The organism is Rhodococcus marinonascens NBRC 14363 (assembly GCF_001894885.1).
GTDB lineage: Bacteria > Actinomycetota > Actinomycetes > Mycobacteriales > Mycobacteriaceae > Rhodococcus_F > Rhodococcus_F marinonascens.
Genome location: NZ_BCXB01000019.1, coordinates 83,269 through 99,145, shown reverse-complemented (window position 1 = coordinate 99,145; position 15,877 = coordinate 83,269). Strand labels below are relative to the sequence as shown.

The window sequence follows — 15,877 nt, the reverse complement described above, 5'->3', positions numbered from 1 at the left end:
TTAGATGGAGACCTTCCTCGACCGTGAAGCCTTGAAGCACCCGAGTGGACGACTACCGAGACGAACCCGAGGAGGTGGCTTCCTATCTTGGGTGGCATCTTCAGTCGCTCGCAGAATCGGCGGACAGAAACGGTCAACTGGCGCCGAGGGCCCTACGCAAGGTGATTCTCAACTCCCTCTTCAGCGCGGAGAAAGCAGTTCGGTCTTGTCGATGCGCTCTTCACGGCGATAAGGCGGCTGATGGAACACGATGCGAAGTTCCAGCAGGCGCTCCGATTCAACAAAGGCCGGGCGGTCCGACTTCACCGTTTTGCAACACCGCCCGAGCGTTGAGTAACATTTACTGACCATGCTGGCTCGCAGCGGAAATCGCAGCTATCGGGGCTGCCCCTTCAACCGACAAGTTCACGACTGGTGTCGATATCACAAGAGGGTCCGCCGGAGCGGATATCTCGCCGGTCATGGGGCTGCTATTGGCGCACCAAACCATCCGCTCTGACCGCTCCGTTGATCTGCCGCAGTTCAACATCCAGCAATTAGTCGAGTTGAGTAAGTACGGGGTAAGCGGGGTGGCCGCTTCGTGCTCAGACTGCAAGAATGCTCACAAGCCCGTCGGGGGAATTGCTGGAAGGTATTCGGGCACACGACGCTGCTGGGATTCTGCCGCCTGTGATCGTCGAATCGGTTCGGAGTACGACAAGAGAATCATCGACAGTCCCGTGGATTTCCCGTTGGAATGGTTCCTGGCTGCCGAGCAGCGGGTGTCTCGGGAAGCAGGCAACGATCCGCTCGAGAGTATGGCGGCGGACAATCACTGGTTTTCGCTGTGAATCAGCTCTGGTTGCCAGCGAGAGTGCGCGCATCGCTGCGGGCAGCTCCACTGGGGCTCACGGGATTCAAACCCGTCAGTCCCGTCCATCCCACCGTCCCGGAACTCCCATCAGACCGTTGACCAATGGGTTGCTGGTCCGACCGTCGGAGCGGCACCCACAAGCAGGGCTTGGTGCGGACGGTGCAGCGCGCCCACAGCGCGCAACGGCTGCTCTGGGCCACCGAGTTGATGTCTCCTCATCGAGGAGCGGGTCAGTGATCGGTCCGCCCAGTCGTCGTCAAGCCCGCCCGAACCGTCGGGCGCCGTCCTCGTCGGGTTGCCCGATCGAGTTGGGCCTGCTTGCGTGGCGACGGCACGCCGTGCTCCACGTAGTGCGCCAGGTCCGCAAGCAGTTGCCGACCGGCGTGTCGAAGCAGGATCAGCATCCACCACCCTGCCAGCCGGCCAAACACACCACGGGTGGTGAGGACAGCGTCGTAGCTGACCGTACTGCGGCGCTGGTCCACAGGCGTGACGGTCCAGCGGTTACGTGCAACTGACAGGAAGCCAGGTTTTTCCACGGCCTCATAGGTCAGGCTTCGTGTGGAGTCGTCGTAGGCAACGATCGCTTCAGTCACACTTGGCGCTACCCGGATGCCGGTTTGGCAGATTCGGCCCGCGACCGGCGCCTCATCCACGGTCAGCGAACCCGAGATAGCGGCGGAGGCGGGAACGGCGGTGGCCCACTCACCGATCTTGTCGAACCGACGGCCGATGACGTCCCAGACAGCCTCGGCGGGCGCTATGATCTCCTCTTTATTGGACAGTTTCATGCCCATGAGCATGGCCTCGCGTCGCTGGCGAGTCGATTCCCCTACAGGGAATCGGAGCCTCGGCGGGCACATGGAACACTGACGTCATGACTCGTGGGCAGCAGGCGACCACTAGCCCCTTCGGCGCCCTGCTGCGGCGCTGGCGAGGGAATCGGGGACTTAGTCAGCTCGCGCTGGCGGCAGCGGTGAGCTCCACGTCGCGCCATGTGTCGTTCCTGGAGACGGGTCGGTCGCGGCCCAGCGAACAGATGGTGCTGCGCATCGGAGAGGCGCTCGGAATCCCGTTGCGCGAACAGAACCGGCTGCTTGCGGCCGCCGGCCTGCCCGCCGCCTACCCCGAGGCGGCGCTGGAGGATGCCGATCTGGCGCCGTTTCGCGCCGCGATCAATCAGCTGCTGACCGCGCATATGCCCTACCCGGCGGTCGTCGTCGATGAACACTGGAACGTGTTGCTCGCCAATCGAGCGTGCGCCACCTTGTTTGGCGACGCGCTGCTCGGTAGCAACCTTGCGCATCGTTACTTCGCCGACCCCGCCACCGCCGACGCGATCGTCAACTGGCCGCAGGTTGCCTGGGCTGGCATGGACCGATTGCGCCACCAGCTTGCACTGAGACCGTTCGATGACACGCTGCGTGAGCTTGCGGTGCTCGCTGAGCGGTCCACTGCGGGGCTGCCCCGGCCGTCTAAGGCGGCAGAGGGAGTGGTGGTGTGCCCATGGTTTCGGATAGGCGGGCAGGTGATTCGGACGATCGGCATGGCTGCCCGGTTCGACACCACGATCGCTGTGACGCTGGATGAGCTTCGGGTCGAGCTGCTGTATCCCCTCGATAGCGACGCGGAGCGCTTCTTTCGGGAGGCGGGGACAACTCAACCGGCAATCCACTGACAAACAAGACCGATACTTGTCAGCGCTGCCTTCGAAGCGACTCACCTGACAACTTACTGACGCCCGGTTGGTGTTGCGGTTCATGAGGTTGGTGACGCGGTAGGGGCACGTCGGTAGAGGCGGGCGCGGGTCTCGTCCACCGCTGCGAGCACCCAGCGTTGGTGGCGTTACGAACAAGGAGTGGACGGAAGTCGGGGTCGACGGCTCGGACCCGGGCCCAGTTGCCATCGACGACGTAGACGATCGCTTTGAAGCGGGGCCGGCGGCGCGGTCACGCCGCTGTCCGCAGTCGCCGATCTGATCCCACTGACAATCAACGAGATGCGACGGTTGTTCAACCGCGTCGCCTGCCTGGTGCGACAGGCCCGGTCCACATCTGGCCTCGGCCGAATGCGTGGCGCCAGCTACGTCAGACCCCGTACCAGCCACCACGAACACCGACATCACAAGATGTCGTTGCAACATGCCCAGGTGACGGGCCGTGACAACCTGCACGGCGAACCCAAAGGTTGCGGTCCCGGCGTCGCGCCGCGACGAGGCGACGGTCCTCATCGTCCAGATGTAAGAACCGTTCCACCTCGATCTGAGAGAACGCACCGAACCGGCCCTAGGCGCCATCATCCATCACCCAGAATTGAAATCACCGGCAGCAAGACGCCGTTCGGCGTCACCTCTTGACGCTACTTTTCGCGCGACTGTCCCTCAGGTGCCAACAAGTTCGCCAACGGCTCGGTCGACGGCTCGCAACGCGACAGGTCTGACCGCGCTCTCCCGGGGGGTAGAGGCCGGGTTGCCGGCGGATGCTTCTCGGTCTGATCTGTAGTGCCCCGCTCTCGGTAGTGCCACCGATTCACAGCATTGCGGAGCACAAGACTGTAGTGCTGTCTGCTGCGCTCGTGCAATGGCTGCAACGCGGTGCAACGGGTCGAGACCGCCGGCCGAGTGCGGGCCGCTGCAAGGGATGTTCTGCAAACCAAGAACGGTTCCGGGACACCCTCGATTCTGGCTCGTCTGAATGTAAATCGAGGATCAATCTGGATCAACCTTCGCGAACGCCCCCCTGCGATTGACTGTTTACCAAGCCTAAGCTTGCCGTCATGAGATGGAGTCACAGTCTCCGATTCACGACGCAGTGGATGACATTGCTTGCGGGGACTGCGCTCGTATGGAGCGTGCTGGGCACGCTGGGCCTCGCTGCTGCGACTGTGTTCGCAGCACTGGTCGTGGCCGCAATTTGCACGCTGAGCGGAACTGGGCCGACTCGGGTGCCTCGCGCGGTGGGAATGTCGGCACAGGGAGTGATCGCCGTCAGCGTCGGCTTCATGGTCGACAAACACACCTTGGCGACATTGGGATCGAATTGGATTCCCGCCGTGGGCGTTTGCATCGCAACTCTGGTCATCAGCATTGCCGCAGGAGCACTGCTCGGACTGCACCGCAGTGTCGATACGCTCACGGGTGCGCTGTCGATGGTCGCGGGCGGCGCCCAAGGGCTTGTTGCTATGAGCAAGGAACTCGGTGGCGACGAACGCACCGTCGCCGTGATTCAGTACGTACGGGTGGCCTTGATCATCGTGACTATGCCCCTGGTGGCAACCTTGCTCTTCGATACCGTGAACACGAACCCGTCGCCTCAGAACTACTCCGGATCCGGAGGGGCGCCATGGTACGTCGGGTTCGCGCTGGTCGTCGGGTGCATTGTCCTAGGGACCCGGTTGGCTCGCCTCGCTAAACTGCCCGCTCCGGCCATGCTGGGCCCACTGACCATCGCGGGGGCTATCGAGCTCACCGGATGGGTCGACACTGTGACCGTCCCACAACTGCTCCTTCCCCTGGCATTCGCAGTGATCGGGTGGCAGGCAGGGCTCGCCTTCACTCCGGCGAGCATGCGAGCGATCGTCCGGGTGCTCCCGATAGCCGTGATCCTGATCCTCGGTGTTGTGGGCGCGTGCGCGGCCCTCGGCGTACTGCTCGCGCATGCGACCGGCATCAGTCTCCTCGAGGGGTACCTCGCTACGACCCCCGGAGGTCTGTCCGCAGTACTGGCCGTATCCTCAGCGAGCGGAGCAAACGTCACTTTCATCGCGGCCGTGCAGGTCATCCGCTTGGTGATCATGCTGTTTGCCGCCCCACTCGGCGCCCGCGCCTACCTCCGTTTCATGCCCCCACCACAGAGGTCGCCCAATGTCACACCGGCGCACTCAGACTGAACGAATGTCACATTGGGCGAAACGAAGGGGCGAGACCCTCGCGGGGGTCAGGCGACTTCGCGCAGGACAGCCATACAAATGGTGTGCGCTCCCGCGATGACGGTGTCGATGGGTTGGAGATTGCCTGACAGCACCCACTGCTGCGCGATCATCAGCACGGCGCCCACCAGGCCGGTCGCGAGGGTACGCAGGTGGAAGTCGGGCAGGGTGCTGCAATCGACCTCTGGTTCGATGACGACGAGGACGGCGTCTACGAAGGACCGCGTGACACGACGGTAGGCGTCGTCCACTTCGGGACCGACCCCGAGGACCTCCTGGAACGCGATCCGTGAAATCCGCGGGTCGGCGGCGACTGTCTCGAAGAATACTGTGAGAGCCCCCCGAATCTTGGCGTCCAGATCCACGCCGCCGTCGGAACCACGAACGATACTCTCTCGGAGTCGGTCAGTAACGCCGGCGTAGGCCGCCAACAGCAAAGCTTCCCTGCCGTCGAACGACTCGTAGAAATATCGCTTGGTCAGCCCGGCCGCGGTGCAGATCTTTTCGACGGTCGCGCTGCGGTATCCGCTGGTACCGAATACTTCGACCGCAGCATCGACCAGGCGGGTGCGCCGCTCTTCCCGGCGCTGTTGAGGTCCCGCACCGCGGTAGGTGCGACCCGTCGCCTCCAGTCCGATCGAACTCGACCAACAATTCACCTCACAATGTTGACACGGCGTAGTTCCAGATACAAACTGACACCGAATGGTGCCAGATCACACATACCCCCAGGAGATGACTATGCCCACCCTCAAGAACAAAGTCGCCCTCATTACCGGCGCAGCGCGGGGCATCGGCGCCGAGACCGCCCGTGCCCTCGCCCGCAAGGGCGTCAAGCTGGTGCTCATCGATCTGGACGCGGAACCGCTACAGGCTCTCGCCGCCGAACTCGGTGACGACGCAATAATCGCCATCGCCGCCGACGTGTGCGATCTCGCCGCCATGGAGAAGGCCGTCGCCGCGGGCGTCGCGAAGTTCGGCGGCATCGATCTCGTCCTCGCGAATGCCGGCATCGCCAGCTACGGCTCGGTAATGCAGGTCGATCCCTCGACTTTCAAACGAGTCATCGACGTCAACATTCTCGGCGCCTTCCACACGGTCCGCGCGGCGCTGCCGTCCGTGATCGAACGCAAGGGCTACATCCTGATCGTCTCGTCCCTCGCCGCGTTCACCCCCGCCCCCGGTCTCGCGGCCTATAACGCGAGCAAGGCCGGCGTCGAGCATTTCGCCAACGCCCTGCGCATCGAAGTCGCACACCGGGGTGTCACCATCGGTTCGGCACACATGTCATGGATCGACACACCGCTGGTCCAGGACACGAAGACCGACCTCCCCGCGTTCAACGAGTTCCTCGCAGTACTGCCGGGACCGCTGGGCAAGACCACATCGGTGGACGCCTGCGTCGACGCCTTCGTCGACGGACTGGCCGGGCGCAAGCGCCGGGTCTACGTCCCAGGTTGGGTCGGGGTGGTCGGGTGGCTGAAGTCGGTGATCACCTCGCGCTTCGGCGATCGTGCCGTCCTCCGCCACATCCCGAGGATCCTTCCCAAGATGGACGAGGAAGTCGCGAAGCTCGGCCGGTCCACCAGTGCGCGCAATGTCGCCCTCGACGACGTCGCCGTAGACCCGAAGTAACTGCCCCCTCCTGCCCGATCGAAAGGACGCTCATGGCACACGCCGATACCGCGACCGACATCCACGACGCGAAGACCCCCGTCGAACATCTCGATGTCCTGATCATCGGCGCCGGGCTGTCGGGAATCGGCGCCGCGTGCCACGTGAAGAAGAGTTTTCCTCACCGGACGTTCGCAATCCTGGAGAGCCGCGAGTCGATGGGCGGCACATGGGACCTGTTCCGCTACCCGGGAATTCGATCCGACTCCGATATGTACACGCTGGGCTACCGCTTCAAACCGTGGGAGAAGGATCAGTCGATCGCCGATGGGGCCGACATCCTCGAGTACCTCGAGGAGACGGCCACCGACCACGGCATCGACCGCAATATCCGGTTCCGGCACCGCGTCGTCCGCGCCGAGTGGTCCACCGCAGACTCGCAGTGGAGGGTCGACGCCGAACGCACCGACACCGGTGAAATCGTTCGGCTCACCACCGACTTCCTGATGTCCTGCAGTGGTTACTACCGCTACGACGAGGGCTATACCCCGGAATTTCCTGGAATCGACCAATTCGAAGGTCGAGTGGTCCATCCCCAGCATTGGCCCGATGACCTGGACTATGCGGGCAAACGCGTCGTAGTCATCGGCAGCGGCGCCACGGCTGTCACACTCGCGCCCGCGATGTCAGCCGAGGCGGCACACGTAACGATGCTTCAGCGTTCGCCCACGTACATCCTCGCGCTGCCCGGCGCCGACAAGGTGGCTAACGGTCTGCGGCGCCTCCTACCGTCACGGCTCGCGTACGCACTGACGCGGCTCAAGAACGCGACGGTGTCGACCGCGATTTATCAACTGTGCCAGCGGTACCCGAAGTTCATGAAGGGTCGCATCCGGCAACTGCAGAAAGGTTTGCTGCCGGAGGGGTACGACATCGACACCCACCTCACGCCCCGATACAACCCGTGGGACCAGCGACTCTGCCTCGTGCCCGACGGTGATCTGTTCCAGTCGATCAGCGACGGCAACGTGTCGATCGTGACCGATCACATCGACACTTTCACCGACACCGGCATCACGTTGAAGTCGGGCGGAGACTTGGATGCCGATATCGTCGTCACCGCAACGGGATTGAACTTGCTCGCCTTCGGCGGGATGACACTCGCCGTCGACGGCCGCGATATCGATCTCAGCGAGACCATGGCCTACAAGGGCATGATGCTCAGCGGAGTGCCCAACTTCGCGTTCGTCGTCGGATACACCAATGCGTCCTGGACTCTCAAGGCCGATCTGGTGTGCGAGTATGTCTGCCGCCTGCTCGCACACATGGACGAAAACGGGTACGCCCAGTGCGCCCCCGAACGCAACCCCTCGGTCGCGGAGGAACCATTCCTCGACTTTGCCGCAGGTTACGTGTTGCGTTCGGTGGAGTCCTTCCCGAAGCAGGGTTCGGAAGCGCCTTGGCGACTGCGGATGAACTACTTCCGCGATCTGGTGACGCTTCGGCACGGAAAAGTGGCGGACGACGCGATGATGTTCAGCGGAACACGGTCACTCACCGCGGAGCCGGCGAGGCGCTGAGGGCGATCCGGCGCGGACCGGATCGAGGGTGACGAGGCCGCCGGCGACGGCGGCCTCGTCGAATTCCCGCCTCCTTGTGTTCCAACATTCGGGTGTTCCAACATCCGGAAGGGTTGTTGGAAATGAGTGGTCCATGCGCCACGGTTGGGTCAGTCGTGAGCCGCATCGCAGCGCGCTCGAGGAAAGCAGTGACCAGCGCATACCATTCGATCTACGCGAACGAATCGACGACAGCCCGATGACCCGCTATCAGTGGGGCACCATCGCCATCTGTGTGCTACTCAATGTTCTCGACGGCTTCGGTGTGCTCGTCATGGCGTTCACAGCACAGTCGGTGTCGCAGGAATGAGGCCCTCAGTCAAAATGCAATTCAACTCGGCCTGCTCCCCGCACTCACCGGCGTCGGCATCGGTGGAATCCTGGCCAGCAGCAACGTCATCGCCAGCGAATCCGTGTCGAATCGCTATCGGGGACTCGCAGTGAGCCTCAACTCGACCGGGTACGCCATTGGCGCGACCCTCGGCGGAGTCATCGCGTCACCCATCGTTGCCGCCCTCCTCGACCGCAGTTGGTCACCGGCGTACTTGTACATGCTGGTCGCCCGTGTCCTTCGTTCTCGCAGGACTTGCGGTATCCCGGCTGAGGTTGGACAGGACCGGTGCAGCCACCACCGCCGCGACAGCGGACACGCCGCTGACCTTCCGCTGAACCACCGCCGTGAGCGCCTCCCCTTGCGGGGATGGGCACGCACGAACTTCGCCGCCTCGGACGCCCCACCTCGAAGTTATAGAGAAACGGTGCCTTGCCGATCAGTTCGCCGACCCCCTCGATGGAGTGAAATCCGAGAGAAGACAGAACCGTGGCGCCAGTGTACTGTTTGGCGGGTCACAACTGAAGAAGCCGTCGACACGCAGCGGGAGAACCTCCTATCAGGAGGTGCCGTAGGAGCAACTTCCTCCCCGGGAATCTCTCAGGCCCCAGCACCGCAGCGAAGAGGCAACTCTGGAGAACAGGATCGGCCAGGCCGGTACTTACCGAAGGTGAAGAGCATCCCGCAACCGCGGTAGCCCAATCTCTCAGGTTTCAGGACAGAGCGGGGAGGTGCCCCCCAAGGTCGATGTCCGGTGCGGTCCGGACTCGAGGAATCCGGAGTCACCTCTTGTCAGTTGAATTGCGTGCCACCCCTCCGGGTGCACCCCTCACCGGCGACTTTCTGTCACCCCGCATCGGACCCGGCCGCGGGCCTTCTTCCGATTACTTGGGCATATTTCGCCCTCGAGTGCCCGGACGGTCTGACGACCGCGGCGACCGCACCCTCGCCTGCTCGTGCCTCACACCGTCGGCCTTCGAGAACCACACCGACATCGAAACTTCGGCGATCGCCGAGACCCTTGAGGAGGCCCACACATGACTCTCACCGCGACCCCCGAGTCCCCGCTGCTCGTCGAGCACGGCACGCTCGGCGCCCACTTCACCGACTTCGCCGGTTGGCAGATGCCGCTGAAGTACGACAGCGAACTGGCCGAGCATCACGCCGTCCGCACCAAGGCCGGTCTGTTCGACCTCTCACATATGGGGGAGATCGCTGTCATCGGAACGGAATCCGGCGCCCTTCTGGATTACGCACTGGCCGGCGAACTCTCGAATATCGGGGTCGGCCGGGCCAAGTACTCGCTTCTCTGCAACGCGGACGGCGGAGTGATCGACGATCTCGTCGTCTACCGACTCGCCAATGAGCACTTCCTCGTGGTAGCCAACGCGGCTAACGCATCGACGGTGTACCGCGAGCTGGCTGCCCGCGCCGAAAACTTCTCGGCGACAGTCGACGACCAATCCGGCGAGACCGCGCTGATCGCGGTGCAGGGACCGGCCGCGCAGGACATCGTGCAGGCTCTCGTTCCAGACCGGCTGGCCGAGACGGTGGCGGAGTTGAAGTACTACGCGGTCACCCGGGCAGTGGTCGCCGACATCGATGTCCTGCTCGCCCGCACCGGATACACCGGCGAGGACGGATTCGAGCTCTACGTGCCGAACGCACAGGCTGTGCAGTTGTGGCGCGCACTCCTCGACGCCACCACCGAACGTGGCGGCGTTCCCGCGGGTCTCGCCTGCCGGGACACCCTTCGGCTCGAGGCCGGAATGGCACTGTACGGCCACGAGCTGAATTTGGATACCAACCCTTTCGAGGCTGGGCTCGGCAGAGTGGTCCGTTTGAACAAGGACTTCGTCGGGCGCGACGCGTTGGCGCAACTGTCGGAGCAAGCTCCACAACGAGTGCTGGTCGGGCTCACGGGAACCGGCCGTCGGGCCGCGCGCGCCGGCTACACCGTCCACTCCGCCGACGGCGGGTCGACGGTCGGCACGATCACCTCCGGGGCGTTGTCACCGACCCTCGGACACCCGATCGCGCTCGGATTCGTGGACGTCGAACTCCGCGAACCCGGCACCCAACTCACCGTCGACCTTCGTGGCAAGAAGGAAGCCTTCGTGGTCACCCCGTCACCGTTCTACCGTCGCTCCTGAACGCATCCGTGCCCGGGGATCTTCTCGATCCCCGGGCACGGATTGCTCAGCACGTCAGCTTCGAGTGGTAAATGCCTTCGGAAGGAACTTGTCGCCGAGCACAACCACCGCGAAGGCGCTTACGGCGCCCCACCACCACGTCCAGTTGAGGAACGCCGATACGAGCACGGTGGTCCCGATGGTTGCAAGCCACAGCGGGCTTCTCCGGGGTCGACCGCTCGGCGGTTGGACGATCATGTTCATGGGTTCGGGTGGGTCAGTCATGATTCCCTTGGGTTCCCCTCCATGTCGACTGCTCCATGTGCCAGGTACCAACTGGCGGCTCGTGGGAACGATACGCGCCTGGTAGCAATCCGAACCGTAATGCCGCGGATCCGCCGCGAGGTCGTCGTGCACACCGCTCGTGAGGACGCAGGACGGGCGCGCACTCGAGCGGCCAGTAACGCGATTCTGCGGTAGGAATGATTTAGGTGTTTCGGGAAACGAATCAAACCCGGATACGCCGATCGGAGTAGCGGTCGGTCGCGAGCCCCATTCACCGAGGTTTGCCGCGTTCTGGAAGGACGGTACCGATGGAGGGCTCTTCGGGAAAGACGTCCGGCCTCGCGCACCCCGGTCGACGTGTACCAGGCGACGGAAAGGTTCACCGGTTCTCGGCCTCGCATTCGGTCTTGCTGTTTGCGTTTGCGTTCGCTGTCATGGCCGATCCGGTGTCGTCGGTGGCATACGCGATCGAAGCGGCCCTGAGAGCACTCGGCGGGGACCTCGCCCTGCTCATGGTCACGATGACGCTGGTGGTCGCGATCATCTGCCTCATCATCGTCAATTATCAAAGATTGGTCGCGCGATATCCCATGGGGGGAGACGCAGCCGCTGCCGCGGGTGAAGCATTCGGCGAAGGATGGGCGTTCCTGCCCATCGGAGCACTGATCGTCGACTTCGTTCTGACAATCGCCATCAGTGTCTCTGCCGGAACTTCGGCGATCATCGACTACGCCCCGGAATTGTCCGGGTGGCGAATTCCGCTAGCGGTAGGACTGATCCTGCTCGTCGCGAGTATCACGTGGTTCGGCAATCTCGGCCGGGCAGTCTTCGCGGTGTTGACGGTTGTCTTCATCGTGTTCGCGGTGCTCGTGATCATCGGTGCATTCACCACGCCGGTGAACACCGCCGATACGGTCGCTCAGGCACCGCACGCGCCCGCCCTGTCAGTTGCCTTGGCGTTCCCGGTCGCGATGGCCTTGGCGACCGGCGTGGAGGCCCCGTCTTCGGCCATCGCGCAACTGGGCCAGCTCGACGATCATGGACGCCGTCAATTCGGCCGGATCACGTTGTGGCTCACACTCGGAATCGTCGGCGGACTCACCATCGGATTGACCGCGGCAACCGTTCATCTGGGCGGGCATATCCCAGACACGGGCTCCACCCTCATCGCCGACATCGCGAAAGCCTCGGTGCCCACACCCGTCTACGGGCTGTTCCAGGGTGCAACAGCCCTCCTCCTACTCTCCGCAGCCTCGTCGTCATTCCAGGCCGGGCCCGGTTTGTTGAAGGCGCTCGCTCGTCGCACCGACGGTGCCGGCCATGAGCTCGGAATTCTTCCTCGCCCGCTCGGACGCACGAACAGCCACTACACCCCGTATTCGGGAGTAGTCGTATTCGCGATCATGGCCGTTGCCGTCACCATTACCGGCGGGGCGCAGGATCAACGTTTGGTGCTCTACTACGCCGTGGCCGTATTCATCAGCTTCCTGATGGGACTGCTTGCCATGGCTCGCTTCTCACACCAAGACGCCGAGACCGGCTGGTTGGTTGTCAACATGTTCGGCGCAGCTGTCGTCGGGTTCACGCTGGTCGTCAACCTGGCCCGCGGCAGACCGTTGGTGTCATTGGCGGCCTCTCTGCTGTTGGCCGCGGCGCTGTACATCACGTGGGTACGACAAGGACGCCCGCGCGGAATCGCTCACGCCGCGTCTGATGCTCATCAAGTTCAGAGCGAGCCATCACACCAGGATCACACGCAGGTGGAGGTGCGGCAAGCGTCGCCGAAGATCCCTCCGGCGACGCTTGACACGCCTTCCACCTCAGCGCAAGTCGCGCCGCCGGAACGCCGTCATGCCCGCCGTGATCAGCACACCCGTGATGAGAAGTAACCACATGAGCGGCGTGGCCTCGAACTGCTCACCCGGAAGTTTGGGGGCGTGACTGAACGGCTCGAGATTGAGTACCGCCTGCGGGAACTGAGCGATCGATCCGACCATGAAAATCAGGAGGAACGCGACAAGCACTCCCCACGCCGCCGGTGCGAACCGCGGGATGACGCCGAACAGGACGACCGTGACCCCCGCCAGCATCCAGATTGCGGGAACCTGCACCAGCGCCGCACCGACGACGCCAGGCAATGTCCCTCCCACATCATCGATGGAAACGCCGTAGGCAACTCCGGCGGTCACTCCGGCAGCGACCACCGCAATGGCCGATCCGAGCAGAGCGAACAGGATGTGGCTCGACGCAAATCGGACACGGCCGACCGGGCCGGCGGTCACGGATTCGATGCGCTGAGCATTCTCCTCCGAGTGCAGGCGCAGAGACGCGGAGATCGCGTACGCCGCAGCGGCAATTCCGAGCATCGTGAAGGCGTAGCCGATGAACGATTCTTCCAGCGAGTCTGATCCGCCCATCCGGGTCATGATGTCCCGGATCGCCTGGCTGTCGCCGACCTGTCCACCGATCCCCGTGGCGGCGCTGCCGATGAGCAGGCCAAACAGTCCGAGCCCCACCGTCCAGGCCGCGAGCGTCCCGCGGTGCATCCGCCACGCCAGCCCGAGAGTTCCGCTGAGCGCGGGCGATGCGGTCGTGGGGCCAGGTCGCTCGGCGATCAGCCCAGATCCGACATCGCGGCGTCGCACGAGAGCGTATGCTACCCAAACGAGTACGGCCGTCGTAGCCAGGCTGGGCAGCACTACCCACCAGCGCTCGTCTGCGTAAGGGCGGATTTGCAGGGCCCAGCCGAGCGGCGAGAACCAGGACAGTGTGCCGGAACCGGCGTCACCGACCGCACGCAACGCGAACGCCGCGCCGAGTACCGATAACGCAATGCCGCGAGCGACGCGGGCACCGGCACTCAGCTGCGCCGACACAGCAGCCACGCCGGCGAAAACCAGGCCGGAGCAGGCCAAGGAAGCCCCGAAGGCGACTGATCCAGCCACGGGAACATCTTGCGTCAACAGGGTTGCTGTGCAGAGTATCCCGGCGATGACTGAGGTGCCACCGGTAAAGGTAAGCGCCGCAGTAAGACTTGCGTACCGTCCGACGGAAGTTGAGTCAAGAAGTTCAGCCCTGCCGGTTTCCTCCTCTGCACGGGTGTGGCGGATGAACGTGAGAATGACCGCCAGGGCAATAAACGTGTAGTAGATGCCCGCCTTCCACAGCCCGACGGAACCCAGGCTGGAACTGAAGATCGGCCCGAACATTGCAATCTGCGCCGGACTGGCCGCCGTCGTCGCCGCGAACGTGGCGAGTTGGTCTTCGGTGGTATAGATGTCGGCGATGCTGACGATATACAGAGCGGGCGTGGCTGCGAAGATCAGGATCCACAGCGGAAGAACAATCCGATCCCTGCGGAGGAACAGTCGCAAGAAGTGCAGCGCCCCGGTGAAGTCCGACGTGGATACCGGGGCCGGTTCGGCGGGTCGGATTCGAGTAGTCGTGGCGGTGCTCATACCCGAACCCTCTCCGCCTTGTCTGACGTCGTGGCGTCATCGATCTCGTAGTGCCTCAGGAAGAGTTCCTCGAGGGTAGGCGGTTGACTGACGAGACTACGCACGCCGATTTCGCCGAGCACGCGAATGAGCTCGCCGAGATGTGCGCCGTCGACCTGGCAATTGAGCGCCGACCCGTCCAGATGAATATCTGCCACACCCTCGATGCAACTCAGATCGCCTGGGTCACCGAGGAGTTCGGCCTTGATCGACGTGCGGCTGAGGTGCCGCATCGATGCCAACGTACCGGATTCGACGGTTCGCCCGGACCGGATGATGGTGACCCTCTCACAAAGTGCCTCCACCTCGGACAGGATGTGACTGGACAGCAGCACCGTCACGCCACGGTCACTGGCTTCGGCCACGCACTCGTGAAAAACCCTTTCCATCAACGGATCCAGTCCCGAAGTCGGCTCGTCGAGCAGAAGCAGGCGAGCGTTGGAGGAGAACGCCGACACCAACGCCACCTTCTGCCGATTGCCCTTCGAGTACGCCCGGCCCTTCTTCCGAGGATCGAGGTCGAAACGCTCGATCAGGCTGCGTCGGCGGGCTTCGTCGAGCCCACCACGCATCCGCCCGAGGAGGTCGATGGTTTCCCCTCCCGACAACGAAGGCCAGAGCGTCACGTCGCCTGGAACATAGGCCATGTCAAGGTGCAGCGCGACGGCATCGCGCCAGGGGTCGCGTCCGAACACAGTGACTTCACCGCTGTCGGCGCGCAGGCTGCCGAGCAGCACGCGAATGGTGGTTGACTTGCCGGCGCCATTGGGACCGAGGAAACCGTGTACCTCGCCCTCGCCGACTTCGAGGTCCAGTCGGTCCAACGCCCGGGTTCGTCCGAATGTCTTCACCAGGTTGCGCACTTCGATGATCGGGCTCATGACTGCTCCTCGGTGGTGGAGTCGGGATGTTCTGTTGTAGCCGCCTCGGCTTCGGCGGCGCCCTCTTCGGTGGACAGGTAGGCGTCGAGCATCGACGAATCGGCCAGCAACCCCTCCGAGTACATCTCGAGAGCGGGCAAGGTCAGGTCGGTGGCCAGGTCGCGGAGGGCCTTGCGGTAGTCGAGCGGAGTTTCTGTGTCGGCGCGCATCTGCAGGTAGAGCAGCATCGCGCCGACGTTATTGAGGGTGAGATACCGCGCCCGGGCCGCCGGATCGCGACTGGGCCGCACCTGACCGGCTGCCACTCCCATTTCGAGGTACTGCTCGGCGTCTTCGACCATTTGCTCGAAGAGGGATTCGCCGAGTCCGCCGCCCGCCTGGAAGCTTCGCGCGATGTACGCGAAGAGCGGGGCGTACTCCTCGATCTCAGCGAGGGCCTGCATTGCCTGGGCGGGACCGGGCGTGGCGATCGCCTCCGCCTTCTGCCTCCGAATGACATCGAGAACGTACGTGTCGCATTCGGCGCGAAGCCCGTCCTTGGACCCGAAGTGGTGATTCACCAGGCCCGGCGACACCCCCGCTGCGGCTGCGACGGCCCGCACCCCGGCGGTGAATCCGGCCTCGGCGAACACCGCGATCGCCGCATCCCGAATCCGGGCGCGGGTTGTCATATCACGCCGCGAGGCCTCGGCGCCGTCATCCATTAAACGCATGTTCAATATATTAAACGAGTGTTCA

The 15,877-nt window shown here is 63.7% G+C and carries 14 protein-coding genes, 1 pseudogene and 1 riboswitch; of the genes and pseudogenes, 8 read left to right on the top strand and 7 right to left on the bottom strand.

Annotation, left to right across the window (positions count from 1 at the left end; translation table 11 throughout):
- Positions 1 to 180 precede the first annotated feature (180 nt).
- Positions 181 to 306, bottom strand: a complete 126-nt coding sequence (locus RM2_RS25650) for a hypothetical protein (protein WP_281250420.1) — start codon at positions 304 to 306, stop codon at positions 181 to 183.
- A 155-nt stretch (positions 307 to 461) separates the two neighbouring features.
- Between RM2_RS25650 and RM2_RS14785 the strand changes: the two genes are divergently transcribed.
- Positions 462 to 830 (top strand): hypothetical protein, encoded by a 369-nt coding sequence (locus tag RM2_RS14785; protein WP_072690323.1) that lies wholly within the window; start codon positions 462 to 464, stop codon positions 828 to 830.
- A gap of 253 nt (positions 831 to 1,083) precedes the next feature.
- On the opposite strand, the gene RM2_RS14780 is transcribed toward RM2_RS14785, so the two are convergent.
- A complete protein-coding gene (locus tag RM2_RS14780) occupies positions 1,084 to 1,644 on the bottom strand; it encodes an SRPBCC family protein (protein ID WP_169846739.1) in 561 nt (186 codons plus the stop codon).
- Positions 1,645 to 1,730: 86 nt separating this feature from the next.
- On the opposite strand from RM2_RS14780, the gene RM2_RS14775 reads away from it, so the two are divergent.
- Both RM2_RS14775 and RM2_RS14770 read left to right on the top strand, forming a co-directional pair.
- Positions 1,731 to 2,531 (top strand): helix-turn-helix domain-containing protein, encoded by an 801-nt coding sequence (locus tag RM2_RS14775; RefSeq protein WP_072690321.1) that lies wholly within the window; start codon positions 1,731 to 1,733, stop codon positions 2,529 to 2,531.
- 1,097 nt (positions 2,532 to 3,628) lie between these two features.
- On the top strand, positions 3,629 to 4,741 hold the full coding sequence (locus RM2_RS14770) for an AbrB family transcriptional regulator (protein ID WP_072690320.1): 1,113 nt from the start codon (positions 3,629 to 3,631) through the stop codon (positions 4,739 to 4,741).
- Positions 4,742 to 4,788: 47 nt separating this feature from the next.
- Here the strand turns inward: RM2_RS14770 and RM2_RS14765 are convergent, their stop codons facing one another.
- On the bottom strand, positions 4,789 to 5,439 hold the full coding sequence (locus tag RM2_RS14765) for a TetR/AcrR family transcriptional regulator (RefSeq protein ID WP_072690319.1): 651 nt from the start codon (positions 5,437 to 5,439) through the stop codon (positions 4,789 to 4,791).
- Between the two features lie 82 nt (positions 5,440 to 5,521).
- Between RM2_RS14765 and RM2_RS14760 the strand changes: the two genes are divergently transcribed.
- From RM2_RS14760 to gcvT, 4 genes and pseudogenes are all read left to right on the top strand, one after another.
- Positions 5,522 to 6,415: an SDR family oxidoreductase gene (locus RM2_RS14760; RefSeq protein ID WP_072690318.1), complete on the top strand. Its 894-nt coding sequence runs from the start codon at positions 5,522 to 5,524 to the stop codon at positions 6,413 to 6,415.
- A gap of 32 nt (positions 6,416 to 6,447) precedes the next feature.
- Positions 6,448 to 7,974 carry a flavin-containing monooxygenase gene (locus tag RM2_RS14755; RefSeq protein ID WP_072690317.1) on the top strand — a complete coding sequence of 509 codons (1,527 nt, stop codon included), beginning with the start codon at positions 6,448 to 6,450 and terminating at the stop codon, positions 7,972 to 7,974.
- A gap of 199 nt (positions 7,975 to 8,173) precedes the next feature.
- Positions 8,174 to 8,320, top strand: a pseudogene (locus RM2_RS25940) (MFS transporter); the annotation flags it as partial.
- Positions 8,321 to 8,878: 558 nt separating this feature from the next.
- A riboswitch (glycine riboswitch) is annotated at positions 8,879 to 8,970 on the top strand.
- Between the two features lie 411 nt (positions 8,971 to 9,381).
- Complete coding sequence (gcvT, locus tag RM2_RS14745) at positions 9,382 to 10,497, top strand: glycine cleavage system aminomethyltransferase GcvT (RefSeq protein WP_072690315.1); 1,116 nt, start codon at positions 9,382 to 9,384, stop codon at positions 10,495 to 10,497.
- Between the two features lie 54 nt (positions 10,498 to 10,551).
- Here the strand turns inward: gcvT and RM2_RS23985 are convergent, their stop codons facing one another.
- Positions 10,552 to 10,761 carry a hypothetical protein gene (locus RM2_RS23985; RefSeq protein WP_139277784.1) on the bottom strand — a complete coding sequence of 70 codons (210 nt, stop codon included), beginning with the start codon at positions 10,759 to 10,761 and terminating at the stop codon, positions 10,552 to 10,554.
- Positions 10,762 to 11,069: 308 nt separating this feature from the next.
- Between RM2_RS23985 and RM2_RS14735 the strand changes: the two genes are divergently transcribed.
- Positions 11,070 to 12,650: an APC family permease gene (locus RM2_RS14735; RefSeq protein WP_072690313.1), complete on the top strand. Its 1,581-nt coding sequence runs from the start codon at positions 11,070 to 11,072 to the stop codon at positions 12,648 to 12,650.
- On the opposite strand, the gene RM2_RS14730 is transcribed toward RM2_RS14735, so the two are convergent.
- Genes RM2_RS14730 through RM2_RS14720 form a run of 3 tightly spaced genes read right to left on the bottom strand, consistent with a single transcriptional unit; the run spans position 12,582 to position 15,852 of the window.
- Entirely contained in the window at positions 12,582 to 14,219 is a 1,638-nt protein-coding gene (locus RM2_RS14730) for an ABC transporter permease (RefSeq protein ID WP_072690312.1), read from the bottom strand. The two genes, RM2_RS14735 and RM2_RS14730, sit on opposite strands and share 69 nt — an antisense overlap.
- A complete protein-coding gene (locus tag RM2_RS14725; protein WP_072690311.1) occupies positions 14,216 to 15,139 on the bottom strand; it encodes an ABC transporter ATP-binding protein in 924 nt (307 codons plus the stop codon). Before RM2_RS14725 ends, RM2_RS14730 begins: the two co-directional genes overlap by 4 nt.
- A complete protein-coding gene (locus tag RM2_RS14720) occupies positions 15,136 to 15,852 on the bottom strand; it encodes a TetR/AcrR family transcriptional regulator (RefSeq protein WP_072690310.1) in 717 nt (238 codons plus the stop codon). The genes RM2_RS14725 and RM2_RS14720 overlap by 4 nt, the downstream gene beginning before the upstream one ends.
- Between the last annotated feature and the right edge of the window lie 25 nt (positions 15,853 to 15,877).